Here is a 14,761-nt window from a genome sequence, read left to right as displayed (position 1 = left end):
ATCTGTAGTTTAGCTTTGCTTTTTTTGAATTTTATGGGCATTTATTTAATTCCTTTGGTTTTTTTGCACAAATCTATGGAATAAAAAGTATAATCCTATTAGACCAATGTTATTAGTGACTATCATCCTGATAATATTACTCTCTCTTGCATTAATCAAAGTAATTGCAAAAGGAAAGTTTTTTGATTGTAAAATAAAGACAGTAGAACAATTTCATGACGCGATATGGAATAATGCACATGAGTTTATTTTTTTGATAGACCAGACTTCTCATGTAGTGAAAACAAATTATTGTACTCTGTATAAGCAACCTGTCAATAAAGACAGAACTTGTTTTGGTGAGATTTTACAATGCTGATATGCCAGAGAGCAGGAAAATTGTAATAAGCATGAACGGTGTAGGGGCTGTCCTGTCCGGTATAAAATAAAGGAATTGTTCAATACCCATTCTTCTTTTAGTAATTTGGAGGTCGTGATGGATAATTGTTTCTCGGCCGTCGGGTGTTTATAATATGGTTATTTCCGGGCGCTATTTATTGCTGGAAAATAAATATTATGTTATTTTAACAGTGCATGATATCAGTAAGGAGCGTGTGTTGAAGTCATCTTTGCAACATAGTAATGAGAAATTTCTTTGTTTTTTTGATAATGTGACCGTTGGGTGTGCTATTTGCGACAAAGATGGCAAGTTGGTGGAAGTGAATGATACTTATGTGAGATATATGGGTACCACCTCTAAAAACGAGGCTGTGAATCAGCTTAATATTTATACCAATCCATGTATAAACCCAAAATTTAAAGAGATAATGAAAGCGGGTGTTCCCGTATCGGAGGAAGTGAAGTATGATTATGAAAAAATAAATAAGTATTATGTAAGGAGCTGTCATAAGGATGTGCACTATTTTCGTTTTATTGTGAATTACATGTGGAATGCCGGAGGAGAAGTGGAGAATATTTTAATTATTTGGGTAGAGAATACGCTTATTCATAAAGCACTCCGTCAGAATAATATGTTCCGTGAGATAATTACTTATGCTTCTTCTATTTCCAAGATAGGCTTTTGCTCTCTTAATTTGTCCAAGAGCGAGCAATTGGTGACACCGGAGTATTTAAAGAATTTGGGGATAAAGGAAGAAATAGACATGCCCGGATTTTTTCTAATTTGGAACATGCCCATCCTGATGACCGGAAATTTTTCCTTGAATATATAGAAAAAGCCGATTATGAGAGAATGGAGCCGTTATTCGTATTATGACAGATGGAGAATATCGTTGGGTGAAGCAATATTTAATTCAGCAAGTTTTTGATCTGGAGAACAGAAATATTGTTCTGGCAGGAGTGAATGTGGACATTGACGTACAAAAACGGACGGAAGAAGCTTTGCGCATCGCTAAAGAAAGTGCAGAAAGTTCCGATCGGTTGAAGTCTGCTTTTCTTACGAACATGAGTCATGAGATACGTACTCCTTTGAATGCGATAGTCGGTTTCTCTAATTTGCTGATAAATGCTGACAATAAGGATGATTTTGATAGCTTTAAGTAGATTATAGAGCAGAATAGTACCTTTACTGTTACAGTTGATCGGTGGTATTCTGGATCTTTCGAAAATAGAATCGGGCACATTGAAGTTTGTATGGAGTGATGTGAATATTAATGCAATGATATACGATTTGGAGAAGGTATTTCAATTACGAAACAAAAATAATCCGGAGGTGGAGATCAGGTTTGTGCCCGGTATGGAAGAGTGCGTGATTCGTACCGAGCGACTTATGGGGGGGCGGATCGGTGTTGAATTCGAGCAGGGAGAAGGTTCCACTTTTTGGTTTACAATTCCTCAAAAGCCCATCATTCACTTTGCTGAAAGAAGAGAAATAGTACGCGCAATGGAAAATTATTAGTCGGATGAATAAATATTACTTTATTTATATCCTCCATTCTTGAAAAATACCGTATTTTTGCAACTCAATTACAAAATGAGTATGCAACAATCTAATTATATAATTGAGGTAAAAGGTGTTTCCAAGTTTTTTGGTGATAAAATGGTCTTGGATAACATTAATTTATATGTAAAAAAAGGTGAGTTTGTAACCGTGTTGGGTCCCTCCGGTTGCGGAAAGACTACTCTTTTACGTTTGATTGCCGGTTTCCAGACTGCTTCGGAAGGCGAGATAAAGATAGCTGGAAAAGAGATCACGCAGACACCTCCGCATAAGCGCCCGGTAAATACCGTGTTTCAGAAGTATGCTTTGTTTCCTCATTTGAATGTGTTCGATAATATTGCCTTCGGATTGAAATTGAAAAAGATTCCCAAGCAGACTATCGAGAAGAAAGTAAAGGCAGCTCTTCGTATGGTAGGAATGACAGACTATGAGTATCGGGATGTGAATTCTTTGTCAGGCGGGCAGCAACAGCGTGTAGCCATAGCCCGTGCTATCGTCAATGAGCCGGAGGTGTTGTTGCTGGATGAGCCTTTGGCTGCTTTGGACTTGAAAATGCGTAAAGATATGCAGATGGAATTAAAAGAGATGCATAAGACATTGGGCATCACCTTTGTTTATGTGACGCATGACCAAGAGGAAGCTTTGACATTGAGCGACACAATTGTTGTAATGAGTGAAGGAAAAATACAGCAGATCGGAACACCGGTGGATATTTATAACGAACCCATCAATTCGTTTGTAGCCGATTTTATAGGTGAGAGCAATATTTTGAACGGAACAATGATACAGGACAAGCTTGTGCGTTTTGCAGGAGTGGAGTTTGAATGTGTGGATGAAGGTTTCGGTGAAAATATGCCGGTAGATGTTGTGGTACGTCCTGAAGATTGGTATATTTTTCCAGATTCGGATGCTTCACAGATTTCCGGTATCGTAACCTCATCCATCTTTAAAGGTGTGCATTATGAAATGGTGGTCGAGGCCAATGGTTATGAATTTATTGTACAGGATTATCATCATTTTGCTGTGGGTGAGCAGGTAGGTTTGTTGATAAAACCTTTTGATATCCATATTATGAAAAAAGAACGTGTATGCAATACGTTTGAAGGAGAACTGGCAGACGGAACGCATGTGGAATTTCTGGGATGTACGTTTGAGTGTCTGCCAGTGGCTGACATTGAGCCGGGGGCCAAAGTGAAAGTACAGGTAGATTTCAAGGATATCATTTTGCAGGATAATGAAGAGGATGGAACTTTAACCGGGGATGTACGTTTTATCCTATATAAGGGAGACCATTATCACCTCACCGTGTCATCGGACTGGGGAGAGGATATTTTTGTTGATACCAATGATGTATGGGATAATGGTGATCATGTAGGTATCAGCATCCTTCCCGAAAGTATAAAAGTAACTCAGGTTGTAGAATCATAATAAAGAAAAGAGGTGCTCAGAACGATACGATTTTTCTTGTCTTCACGTAAAAGCTGGACTATTCCTTACGTGATATTTTCGGCGGTATTTGTTATTCTTCCGCTACTTTTAATAGTGGTTTATGCATTTATGGATGATGCGGGTTATTTCACTTTGGGAAATTTTGCCAAATTCTTCGCTCATCCCGAGGCAATCAACACATTTGTTTATTCTATTGGCGTGGCCATTATCACAACAGTGGTATGTATCTTATTGGGATATCCTGCTGCCTATATTCTGACACAGACGCGGATGAAATATGCATCGACGGTGGTGGTATTGTTTATTCTGCCCATGTGGGTGAATATTTTAATACGTACACTGGCTACGGTAGCATTGTTCGACTTTATGAACGTACCTTTAGGAGAGGGGGCTTTGATATTCGGTATGGTATATAATTTTCTGCCTTTTATGATTTATCCTATTTACAACACTTTGCAGAAATTGGATAAAAGTTATGTGGAAGCGGCACAAGATTTGGGCGCCAATCCTATGCAAGTGTTTTTCAAGGCTGTGCTACCCCTGTCCATGCCGGGTATTGTGAGTGGTATATTAATGGTGTTCATGCCTACTATCTCCACATTTGCCATTGCCGAATTATTGACAATGAATAATATTAAACTGTTTGGTACTACTATCCAGGAAAATATTAATAATAGTATGTGGAATTATGGGGCGGCCTTGTCGTTGATTATGCTGTTCCTTATTGGTGCGACAACCTTGCTCGCTTCAGATGATAAGGATCATAACGAAGGAGGTGGGCTATGGTAAAGAAAATTTTGTGTCAGGGATATTTGTGGCTGCTTCTGCTATTGCTTTATGCACCTATTTTTATCATTATGATCTATTCGTTTACCGAAGCAAAGGTGCTGGGCAACTGGACTGGGTTTTCCACCAAACTCTATTCATCCCTGTTTGTTGCGGGTACACATCATTCATTGACAAATGCCTTGGTCAACACCCTGAGCATTGCCTTGATTGCAGCTACCGTATCTACTTTGCTGGGCAGTATTACGGCAATCGGTATATTCAATCTTCGTACCCGTGCTCGTAAAGCAATCAGTTTTGTCAATAACATTCCTATCTTGAATGGAGATATTATTATTGGTATATCTTTATTCTTGCTGTTCGTATCTTTGGGTATTCCACAAGGATATACCACTGTGGTTCTTGCACATATCACATTCTGTACTCCATATGTGGTGTTAAGTGTGTTGCCGCGTTTGAAACAGATGAATCCGAATATTTATGAGGCGGCGCTTGATTTGGGGGCTACCCCTATGCAGGCACTCCGCAAGGTGATTGTTCCTGAGATTCTTCCGGGAATGATTTCTGGTTTTATGCTGGCGGTGACTTTGTCCATTGACGATTTTGCCGTGACTGTATTTACTATTGGTAACGAAGGGCTTGAAACTCTTTCCACCTATATTTATGCGGATGCACGAAAAGGAGGGCTGACTCCTGAACTTCGTCCGCTTTCTACCATTATATTCGTATTGGTGCTGGTATTGTTGGTTATCATCAATCGCCATGCAAGCAAGAAAAAGGAGGTATAAAAAATGAGGAAAATAAATAAATGGCTGATGGTGTGTGTGTGTGCGTTATTTTCTTTAACCGGATGTTATAACACAGAGCCTCGTGAAAATGTACTGAAAATATATAATTGGGCCGACTACATTGATGAGGATGTGTTGGCGGAATTTCCCCGGTGGTACAAAGAACAGACGGGGGAAGATATACGGATTGTCTATCAGACTTTTGACATCAATGAAATCATGTTGACCAAGATAGAACGCGGACATGAAGATTTTGATGTAGTTTGTCCTTCGGAGTATATCATAGAGCGTATGCTGAGGAAAGGTTTATTGCTTCCCATTGATACTGTTTTTGGAAAGACTCCCAATTATCTACATAATGAATCTCCTTATATCCGCGAACAATTGGATAAATTGAGTCGGTCGGGGCATCGTGCTTCAGATTATGCCATCGGTTATATGTGGGGAACAGCAGGTATCCTTTTTAATACCGATCATGTTCCGGCGGAAGATGCCAGGACTTGGGCCAGTCTTTGGAATCTGAAATATAAGAACAAGATTCTGATGAAGGAAAGTTATCGTGATGCATATGGTACCGCATTGATTTATGCCAATGCCGGGGATTTGAAAAAAAGTAAGGTTACGGTAGAGGAGTTGATGAACAACTATTCGCAAGCGTCCATCGATACTGTTGAGAAGTATCTGAAAGCAATGAAACCCTTGATAGCAGGTTGGGAAGCCGATTTTGGCAAGGAAATGATGACTAAAGGTAAAGCATGGCTGAACATGACCTGGAGCGGGGATGCGGTATGGGCGATAGAAGAGGCTGAAGGAGTGGGCATCCATCTGGACTATGAAGTGCCGGCAGAGGGAAGTAATGTGTGGTATGACGGATGGGTGATCCCTAAGTATGCTAGAAATAAAAAGGCTGCCAGTTATTTTATTAATTATTTATGCCGTCCTGATGTGGCTTTACGTAATATGGACGCCTGTGGTTATGTGAGTGCCGTCGCGACTCCCGAGATTTTGGAGGCAAAGATAGATACTACCTTATCTTACTTTGCAGATTTAAGTTATTTTTTCGGTCCTGCTGCCGATAGTATACAAATAGATAAAGTGCAGTATCCTGACCGTACAGTGGTGGAGCGTTGTGCCATGATTCGTGACTCCGGTGACAAGACCGAATTGGTCTTGGAGATGTGGTCGCGTGTAAAGGGGGATAATTTGGGGGTAGGCGTGGTTATTGTGATTCTGGTATTTGCCGGGATTATGGTGGTATTCACCGTGTATAGAAAGCTTCAGCGTTATCAGCATGAAAAGGTGCAACGTCGTCGCAGGAATCACCGGAGAAAGAAATGACTTAATCTAAAGGAAGAAAACATTAGTCTTGCTGATAAAACGATTTAGGGAATCCAATCTTTAGGTAAAATTAAAATAAAAGTCCGAACTTGGGAAAGTCCGGACTTTTATTTCTATAATCATATAAAGATTAAATGATGTATTGTGAAGAGATAGACTCATTATTCATCACGCGGCGGATTGTTTCAGCAAACATATCGGCAATGGTCAGTTGCTTCACTTTAGAACAACGGTTAGCATAAGGAATACTATCGGTAAATACCATTTCTTCTAGGCCGGAGTTCTGAACGCGTTCAGATGCAGGACCTGACATTACACAGTGAGAAGCGATCGCGCGGACGGAAATGGCTCCCGCTTCTTTCATAATATCGGCAGCTTTGGTAATAGTACCTGCTGTATCTACCATATCGTCAATTAAGATGACATTTTTATTTTTTACATCACCGATAATTTGCATGGTGGCCACTTCATTGGCTTTCAGGCGCGTCTTGTTGCAAAGCACCAAGGGTACACCCAAATATTTGGAATAAGTGCTGGCGCGTTTTGAACCACCCACGTCCGGAGTTGCGATTACCAAGTCTTCCAGTTGCAATGATTCAATGTAAGGTAGGAATACGCCAGAAGCGTAGAGATGGTCTACCGGTACATCAAAAAATCCTTGAATCTGATCGGCATGTAAATCCATTGTGATCAAACGATCAATGCCTGCCACGCTCAGAAGATCGGCTACCAGTTTAGCACCGATGGAAACACGAGGTTTGTCTTTTCTGTCCTGACGTGCCCATCCAAAGTAGGGGATAACGGCTACAATACTCTTTGCGGAGGCTCTTTTAGCTGCATCAATCATTAGCAGCAGTTCCATTAAGTTGTCAGAGTTAGGAAAGGTAGATTGAACCAGAAAAACATGTGCGCCTCTAATTGATTCTTCATAAGAAACAGCGAATTCACCATCAGCAAAATGCATGATGTTCATGTTTCCTAATTCGCAACCGAGGCTGTTGCAAATCTTTTCTGCAAGGTATCTCGAATTTGTTCCTGAGAATACCATAAAAGGTGATGTTTTGCTCATTTTTGTAATAGATATTACCTATTTGTTAATTTGCGTGCAAAGGTACGTATTATAATTAGAAATTAAAAATAGAAATTTAAAAATAACTTCTCATTATTGTAATATGTTTGGTGTGAAGCATATTCTTCGTTTTTTAGACTTCTATTCTAAATTTTTTGATAAATCAGTCTGCTAAATCTCTTAATTTCCGGAAATGTTCTATCACGCATCGGTAATCGCGGTCAGTACATGCATCGAATTTATTCCAAAGGGCGCCCAATATGGCGGCTCCTCCGAAACCAAAGTCCTTTACCTCCAGCAAGTTTTCTTCGTCAATGCCTCCCAAAGCTATGACTTTCTTGTCGATAATGCTCGCTTTGGCGGCGGCACGGAGTTCTTCGGCGGTGTATGCCGAGTTATAATTCAACTTGGATATACTATTGAATACCGGACTCAGAAATACATAATCGCAACCAGATTTGTGCTCTTTAACTTCGTCTAGCGAATGGCAGGAACAACTGACATGTCCTTTGTATCCTTCCGGCAGATTCGGATTACGGCCGTTCAGGTGAATTCCTTTCAGTTTGTATTCCTCTTTCAGATAAAAATGTCCGTGAACCACGATGCGTTTGTGATATTGTTCGGGGATAAGGGTTAGCAGACGTTCTGCAAACATAGGTGCCGTACCGGGCTTTCGCAGATGGAGTGTATCTAGCCCCTCCTCGAAAAGAGCTGTAATTATTTTATCTTCCTCCACAAAATAAGTGGGGGGTGTTATTAGAATTAACTTCATACCTTATGACTAATTGCTAAGCAAAGATAGCAACCTATTTGTAATAATCCTAGTGGATTTATAGATTTATTTTTGATAAGCCTGTAAATCAATAGGATACTTTCCCTGAAAATGTAATTCATGCGATGGAAAAGTTTTAAATAATGTGTGCGTACCTGCATGAAATAGGCGTTTTTTATTTACTTTTGCGCTAATAAACAAGACGAATAGATAGAATTATGAATAAAAAACAATTTCTTGCAGCTGCATTTTGCTTGATGGCGCTTGCCGGATGTACGCAAAAAACGGAATTGCCTGAGAATCCTAAAGATCAAGAAGAGTACCGTGATCATCAGGGAAACAGTTGGATTTACAACGCTATGCTGATGCGTTGGGCATTAATGCCGTCTATGGCCAACGGACTTTCTACCACACATTATTATTATCCCAAATCTGATTCGTGGACAGATGCTAACGGAACGAAAGTGGATGCTCCTTCAAAAGTGAATGTGGGGTCAAAATCGTCTGCAAAATCAAAATCGAGCGGAAGTGTTTTTGGGAAAACACGCCGTTCATCCGGTGTTCATAGTTAACAGGAAGCGGATATGAAAAGAATACCAGTTACGCCACGTCTGGATTACCGTGAGAAAATAGAAGCGCTAGGGTTTGATTTTCATGGTGATTATTGGCGCGAGGAAGCATATTATCATTTTACGGCTGAAGAAACAGCTTGTTTGGAGGAAGCGACCAATGAGGCGTACCACCTGTATTGTGAGGCTGCCCAATTCATTATTGAGGATAACCCGGAATTTATGGAGCGTGCGTTGAATATTCCGAAGGAGATTGGTGAGCGTATTCGTGCTTCTTGGGATGCGGATGAGTTAAGTCTGTATGGTCGTTTTGATTTTATATTAGCCAAGGATGGTACTCCGAAAATATTGGAGTTCAATGCTGATACACCGACTTCTTTGCTTGAGGCATCTGTTATCCAATGGCAATGGAAAGAAGATGTTTTTCCGGAATGCGACCAGTTTAATGGCATTCATGAAGGATTGGTGCAGTCATGGAAAGATATTTTCCCCAAAAAAGGAGAGATTTATTTTGCCGGTGCATTAGAGAATAATGAAGATACAGGAACGTTGCAATATCTGGCAAGTACGGCGATGGAGGCTGGGTTTTCTACCCGAGTATTAGATATGCAGGCGCTGGATTTGCAGAATGGACGATTTTTTGATCCGGCAGGTGAACTAGTGAACCGGTGCTTTAAACTTTATCCGTGGGAGTGGATGGTGGACGAAAGTCCTGACGGATGTCTGGCGGAAATGGAATGGTTGGAGCCGATATGGAAATTGGTGATGTCCAATAAAGCGATCCTTGCCACATTGTACGAGTTGTTTCCGGATTCTCCTTATGTGCTTCCTTGTTATTTGTCGCGCCCTCGGTCGGGTTTGTTTTGTAAAAAACCGGTCTTCTCTCGTGAAGGTCATAATGTAAGCGTTGTTGATATCCGGAATTGGGAGGAACATGTACGTATAGCTGAAACGGAGGGTGATTATAACACTGGAGCTTATGTATATCAGGAGTATGTGGAACCGACAGTGTACAGTGGCAGATATCCAGTTATTGGCTCTTGGATTATAGGAGGAGAGGCTGCGGGTATCGGTATTCGCGAAAATCGTATGGAGGTTACGGATAACTTGTCCGAGTTTGTACCACATATTATAGGATAAAGTCAAACTATTTATGTGCCAGTCGGAGCCGGGCGACGGATGTCGTCATGCCTCGGCTGTTGGCACATAATTGAGGAATTAAATGTCTTTTGAATAGGGCCGGTTCGATTCCTCTAAAAAGAAATGAGATGGGTTTCCATCGTTTTCACGTTAATCGTCCATAATTTGCCGCTTAGCACTTCGCCATATTCACCTATAATCTTCAACACTTCAGCGGCTTCGGCGCAACCTATCATGCCAGGGGTTACACCCAATACTCCTTTGGGTGGATGAGGCATGGACAGCATTTCTGCTTCATCGGGGAAAAAGTGGCGGTAATCGGGGCCTCCCCGGTAATTGAAGACGGATACTTGACCTTCGAAGGCGCGGATGGCGCCATATACATAGACTTTTCCCCATTTCACACAGATGTCATTAATGAGGTAGCGGGTAGCGAAATTATCACATCCGTCTATAATGATATCGTAGGTGCGGATGATTTCATCCGCATTCTCTTTAGTCAGTCTTGTGGGATAGGCATTGATTTGCACATCATGGTTCAGGGCTTCGAGACGTTTCTTGGCTTGGGTGGCTTTGGGCATACCTACCTCGGCTTCACTATAAAGTACTTGACGTTGCAAGTTGCTGACACTTACCATATCATCGTCTACTAATCCAATGGTACCTACTCCGGCTCCTGTCAAGTACAAGGCAACAGGAGATCCCAGACCGCCTACACCGACTATAAGTACTTTGGCTTGTTGAAGCCGTTGTTGGCCTTTTTCTCCCAATTCAGGGAGAATGATTTGACGGTTATATCTTTCCACTTTCTTTGTTGTTAAGTTGAAAAAGGGGCTTTGTATCATTGATACAGCCCCATTCCTTTAAAAATATGGGTAATATCTATCGCATTGGTGTGAACTTGTCAAAAGAAACATCCCAGTCTTTCCATACCGGTTCCCTTCCTAATGATTTCAGTGCGTTTTCCACTTCCATAGCTGTACGTTCATCGCTTACATGGAATTGTTCCAAAGCTTGCGGATAGGTATAGTATCCTCCCGGTTCGGTTTTGCTTTCAGCGCTCATGGTAGTCACTCCGAGTCTTGCCATGTTGTCGCGGATTTGTGCCGGCTCACGGGTGGAGTAGGAGATGTCCACATCGTGGTCGAAGATGCGCATGGCAAAAGTGAGCTGCGCCAATTCACGGTCATTCATGATGACATTCGGCTGGAAACCACCGTTTTCTGCCGGACGCATACGAGGGAAGTTTACACTGTATTTGGTTTTCCAATACTTTTTCTGAAGATAACGCAAGTGATAAGCCATCATGGTCACATCGGTGCGCCATTCTTCCAATCCGATGAGTACCCCCATGCCTATGGAGTGGACTCCTGCCTGTCCCATACGGTCGAAGCTGTTTACCCGCCACTCGAATTTGGATTTCATTCCGCGTGGGTGGTATATATTATAACGGGCTTTGTTGTAAGTTTCCTGAAAGCAAATGACTCCATTTAGTCCGTGTTCTTTCAGTTCGGCATATTCTTCGGCTTTGAGGGGCATTACCTCTATTTTCAAATTGCTGAAATATTTTTTGGCGATGTCCAAGGCTTTGGCCAGATAAGGGACTCCGGCTTTTGCCGGATTTTCTCCGGTCACTAGTAATAGGTTTTCAAAAGGACCAAGTCTTTTGATGGCTTTGTATTCATCTTCAATCTGTTCGGGGGTGAGGATGGTACGAGCCATCGGGTTGCTGATATGAAAACCACAATACACGCAAGAATTGGTGCAGGAGTTTGTTATATACAGCGGTATAAACATGGAAATGGTTTTGCCGAAACGTTCTTCGGTATATCTTTTGCTTAGTTGCGCCATCGGCTCTAGGTATTTTGCTGCTGCGGGGGAGATGAGTGCCATAAAGTCGTCCACATCGCAATGTTCCTTACCAAGGGCGCGGAGCACGTCATGTTCGGTTTTGGAGTAGATGGCTTTGGTGATCTTTTCCCAATCTATTTTTTCAAGTTCTTCTGAAAACATGATTGTTATTTTTTCTTGTTATTGTTCATAAGATGATTTTGCTTTTATAAAAGTCTGTTTAAGCCTTTCCGGCATTTTATCAGGCTTCAAGCTATAATTTCCTTATTATTTTTCTACATTTCTTTTTGTCGTTTTCCGTCAGTTCGGGATGTTGTTTTGTTCCTCCCTTCTGGATAACGCCTTTGATAGAGAATCCGCTCCACTTCAGAATTTCGCGCAACGCTTTTACTACGCCGCGTGTCTGGTTAAACCAGATATTGAATGGCCATGGGGTGGAGCAGGTGCTTACGATGACTGCTTTCTTGCCTTTATGCAACGCTTGAGGGAGCCCTTTCGGACTTTCTCCCATCATGCCGTACACGATGCGGTCGAACACTACTTTCATATGTCCGTTCATATTTCCCCAATAGCAAGGTGAGCCAACGATCAGCACGTCTGCCCATTGTATCTTTTGAAGCGTGTGCTGCGCGTCGTCTTCGGGTAGGACACAGGTCTGCCGGCTGCGGCAAGCCATGCATCCTGTACAGGGGTGCACCTGCAATTTACGGATGGGTATTACTTCCACTTCGGCGCCACGTATGCGGGCTTCTTCGGTCATGATGTCCAGCATTTGGCTGATAAGTCCTTGGTTACGTGGGCTTCCGTTGAGTATCAATATCTTCATTTCCTTATTTTTTTTAGGATGTTGTTGCGGGCACATTGCACGGCGACCGTATAGTATTCCGGTTCCATATTTTCCAAGTATGCTTTCAGTTCTCCTATCAGTTCCGGTTCTTCCAGGCAGATGTCATAGGCAAGTTTCATGCAGACGGCTTGTCCGGATGCGCTTTCGGCAGAAGACAGCATGCCTTGAAGGCAGAAATCAAAGAAAGCTGCGTTGACAGGCTTTGGGACAGGAAGATGATGAAGGATATTCAGTAGCAGACGTCTTGTTCCGTCATGGGGGCATTGCATGGCCCGCAGCATCAGTTCCTCCCTTTTATCCATCAATAGGGAAGGGAGGAGGATGCTCAGTTTTTCACAAGTCCAAGTGGCATGCCAAGCTATCTTTGTTTCTTCATGCTGTGTCAGAGTATAAAGAGCATCAAAGCGGTCGGGGGAGCCGACTACTTGATCCACTATGTTGTCTATGTGTTTTCTTCCTAAAGTTCCTTCAAGTGCTTTCTTGAAATCTTCCATAGTTTTCACAAAGTCAGCTGTTTAATTACCCACGTTCTTCAAGTCGCGGCTCAGTTTCATGGCGCAGAAGTTGGGGCCGCACATGGTACAGTACTCACCGTCCGTATGGCGGCCTTCATTGAAGTATTCCAAAGCGCGGTCGGGATCCAGACTCAGATGGAACTGGTCGCGCCAACGGAATTCGTAACGTGCCTTGCTTAAAGCATTGTCACGGATCTGTGCGCCCGGATGCCCTTTCGCCAGATCGGCTGCATGGGCGGCAATCTTGTAAGTGATGACACCAACGCGTACATCTTCTTTGTTGGGCAATCCCAAATGTTCTTTCGGGGTGACATAGCATAGCATAGCAGTGCCCAGCCAGCCGATTTGTGCGGCACCGATGGCCGAAGTGATATGGTCATATCCCGGAGCGATGTCCGTTACCAGCGGACCGAGGGTGTAGAACGGTGCATTGTGGCAGTGAGAGATCTGGCGTTCCATGTTTTCTTTGATTTTATGCAAAGGTACATGTCCCGGTCCCTCAATGAATGCCTGTACGTTTTTGTCCCATGCGCGGAGTACAAGTTCACCCATGGTATCTAGTTCGGCAAACTGTGCCTCGTCATTGGCATCAGCGATACAGCCCGGACGAAGTCCGTCACCCAAGGATACGGCTACATCGTATTGTGCCAGAATATCACAGATGTCGTCAAAATGCTCATATAAGAAACTTTCCTTGTCATGTACCAGACACCACTTGCTCATGATGCTGCCTCCGCGGCTTACGATGCCGCACAAACGTTTGTCAGCCAGATGTACATTTTGGCGGCGTATTCCGGCATGGATGGTAAAGTAATCCACTCCTTGTTCGCATTGTTCGATTAATGTATCTTTATAAATCTCCCAATTCAGATCCTCTACTTTACCGTTTACTTTCTCTAATGCCTGATAGATAGGTACGGTACCTACGGGGACAGGACAGTTGCGGACAATCCATTCGCGTGTTTCGTGAATGTTATCGCCGGTCGAGAGATCCATCAGGGTGTCACCTCCCCATTTGCAGCTCCACACGGCTTTTTCCACCTCTTCGTCAATGGAGGAAGTGGTGGCGGAGTTTCCGATGTTCGTGTTGATCTTCACTAAAAAGTTCCTGCCGATAATCATAGGCTCGCTTTCGGGGTGGTTGATATTGGCGGGAAGTACGGCACGCCCTGCGGCTATTTCATCACGTACGAATTCAGGGGTGATAAAGGTGTCGATGCCCAGTTCCCGGCAATTCATGTTTTCACGGATGGCTACATATTCCATTTCCGGTGTAACGATGCCGGCTTTGGCGTATGCCATTTGTGTGATGGCCTTTCCAGCTTTGGCACGATAGGGCAGGGCGATGTGTTCAAAGCGCAGGTGGTCCAGACTTTTATCGTCGCGGCGCATCTTTCCGTATTCTGAAGTGATGGAGGGCAGTTGTTCTACGTCTCCCCGTCCGGTAATCCAGCTTTCGCGCATACGGGGAAGTCCTTTTTTCAGATCGATTTCCATATTGGGGTCACTGAATGGGCCGCTGGTGTCATAAATATAAACGGGAGCATTGGGCGTTGTTACTTTTTCACCGTTCACTATATTCACAGTAGGAGTCAGGTTTACTTTCTGCATTCCTACTTTGATGTATGAAAACAGGGTTCCTTGCATATATGCCTTTTCGGCATGAGCGTATGCTTTTTGATCTTGCTTTTTGTCCAT

Annotated in this window: 16 protein-coding genes; 9 read left to right on the top strand and 7 right to left on the bottom strand. The window is 42.8% G+C overall.

The window, feature by feature from the left end; translation table 11 throughout:
- The first annotated feature begins 512 nt into the window (after positions 1–512).
- The 7 genes from GKD17_RS12675 to GKD17_RS12645 all read left to right on the top strand — a co-directional run bounded on the left by GKD17_RS12675 (position 513) and on the right by GKD17_RS12645 (position 6,300).
- A complete protein-coding gene (locus tag GKD17_RS12675) occupies positions 513–1,211 on the top strand; it encodes a PAS domain-containing protein (protein WP_007835000.1) in 699 nt (232 codons plus the stop codon).
- Positions 1,212–1,251: 40 nt separating this feature from the next.
- Positions 1,252–1,542 carry a histidine kinase dimerization/phospho-acceptor domain-containing protein gene (locus GKD17_RS12670; protein ID WP_007835002.1) on the top strand — a complete coding sequence of 97 codons (291 nt, stop codon included), beginning with the start codon at positions 1,252–1,254 and terminating at the stop codon, positions 1,540–1,542.
- 34 nt (positions 1,543–1,576) lie between these two features.
- Complete coding sequence (locus tag GKD17_RS12665) at positions 1,577–1,897, top strand: ATP-binding protein (protein ID WP_007835004.1); 321 nt, start codon at positions 1,577–1,579, stop codon at positions 1,895–1,897.
- 75 nt (positions 1,898–1,972) lie between these two features.
- Positions 1,973–3,367: a polyamine ABC transporter ATP-binding protein gene (locus tag GKD17_RS12660; protein ID WP_007835006.1), complete on the top strand. Its 1,395-nt coding sequence runs from the start codon at positions 1,973–1,975 to the stop codon at positions 3,365–3,367.
- A gap of 12 nt (positions 3,368–3,379) precedes the next feature.
- Entirely contained in the window at positions 3,380–4,177 is a 798-nt protein-coding gene (locus tag GKD17_RS12655) for an ABC transporter permease (RefSeq protein WP_007843346.1), read from the top strand.
- Positions 4,171–4,962, top strand: a complete 792-nt coding sequence (locus tag GKD17_RS12650) for an ABC transporter permease (RefSeq protein ID WP_007835009.1) — start codon at positions 4,171–4,173, stop codon at positions 4,960–4,962. The genes GKD17_RS12655 and GKD17_RS12650 overlap by 7 nt, the downstream gene beginning before the upstream one ends.
- A gap of 3 nt (positions 4,963–4,965) precedes the next feature.
- Complete coding sequence (locus GKD17_RS12645; protein WP_007835017.1) at positions 4,966–6,300, top strand: ABC transporter substrate-binding protein; 1,335 nt, start codon at positions 4,966–4,968, stop codon at positions 6,298–6,300.
- A gap of 130 nt (positions 6,301–6,430) precedes the next feature.
- On the opposite strand, the gene GKD17_RS12640 is transcribed toward GKD17_RS12645, so the two are convergent.
- Positions 6,431–7,369, bottom strand: coding sequence for a ribose-phosphate pyrophosphokinase (locus tag GKD17_RS12640; RefSeq protein ID WP_008654620.1), 939 nt, complete (start codon positions 7,367–7,369; stop codon positions 6,431–6,433).
- A gap of 163 nt (positions 7,370–7,532) precedes the next feature.
- Positions 7,533–8,141 carry a thiamine phosphate synthase gene (locus GKD17_RS12635; RefSeq protein ID WP_007835020.1) on the bottom strand — a complete coding sequence of 203 codons (609 nt, stop codon included), beginning with the start codon at positions 8,139–8,141 and terminating at the stop codon, positions 7,533–7,535.
- 218 nt (positions 8,142–8,359) lie between these two features.
- On the opposite strand from GKD17_RS12635, the gene GKD17_RS12630 reads away from it, so the two are divergent.
- Together GKD17_RS12630 and GKD17_RS12625 are read left to right on the top strand one after the other, a co-directional pair.
- Positions 8,360–8,713 carry a hypothetical protein gene (locus GKD17_RS12630; protein ID WP_007835022.1) on the top strand — a complete coding sequence of 118 codons (354 nt, stop codon included), beginning with the start codon at positions 8,360–8,362 and terminating at the stop codon, positions 8,711–8,713.
- Between the two features lie 12 nt (positions 8,714–8,725).
- Positions 8,726–9,850, top strand: coding sequence for a glutathionylspermidine synthase family protein (locus tag GKD17_RS12625; RefSeq protein WP_007835023.1), 1,125 nt, complete (start codon positions 8,726–8,728; stop codon positions 9,848–9,850).
- A 113-nt stretch (positions 9,851–9,963) separates the two neighbouring features.
- On the opposite strand, the gene GKD17_RS12620 is transcribed toward GKD17_RS12625, so the two are convergent.
- The 5 genes from GKD17_RS12620 to thiC form a co-directional block, all read right to left on the bottom strand.
- Complete coding sequence (locus tag GKD17_RS12620; RefSeq protein ID WP_007835024.1) at positions 9,964–10,695, bottom strand: HesA/MoeB/ThiF family protein; 732 nt, start codon at positions 10,693–10,695, stop codon at positions 9,964–9,966.
- 37 nt (positions 10,696–10,732) lie between these two features.
- Positions 10,733–11,863: a 2-iminoacetate synthase ThiH gene (thiH, locus tag GKD17_RS12615; protein WP_007835025.1), complete on the bottom strand. Its 1,131-nt coding sequence runs from the start codon at positions 11,861–11,863 to the stop codon at positions 10,733–10,735.
- Positions 11,864–11,954: 91 nt separating this feature from the next.
- Complete coding sequence (locus GKD17_RS12610; RefSeq protein WP_007835030.1) at positions 11,955–12,527, bottom strand: flavodoxin family protein; 573 nt, start codon at positions 12,525–12,527, stop codon at positions 11,955–11,957.
- On the bottom strand, positions 12,524–13,042 hold the full coding sequence (locus GKD17_RS12605) for a hypothetical protein (protein WP_007835032.1): 519 nt from the start codon (positions 13,040–13,042) through the stop codon (positions 12,524–12,526). The genes GKD17_RS12610 and GKD17_RS12605 overlap by 4 nt, the downstream gene beginning before the upstream one ends.
- A gap of 21 nt (positions 13,043–13,063) precedes the next feature.
- The gene (thiC, locus tag GKD17_RS12600) at positions 13,064–14,761 is read right to left on the bottom strand and encodes a phosphomethylpyrimidine synthase ThiC (protein WP_007849451.1); all 1,698 of its coding nucleotides are present in this window, start codon (positions 14,759–14,761) and stop codon (positions 13,064–13,066) included.

Source organism: Phocaeicola dorei, assembly GCF_013009555.1.
GTDB lineage: Bacteria > Bacteroidota > Bacteroidia > Bacteroidales > Bacteroidaceae > Phocaeicola > Phocaeicola dorei.
The sequence above is the reverse complement of the archived record's forward strand: the minus strand, read 5'-3'. Positions and strand labels throughout refer to the sequence as shown.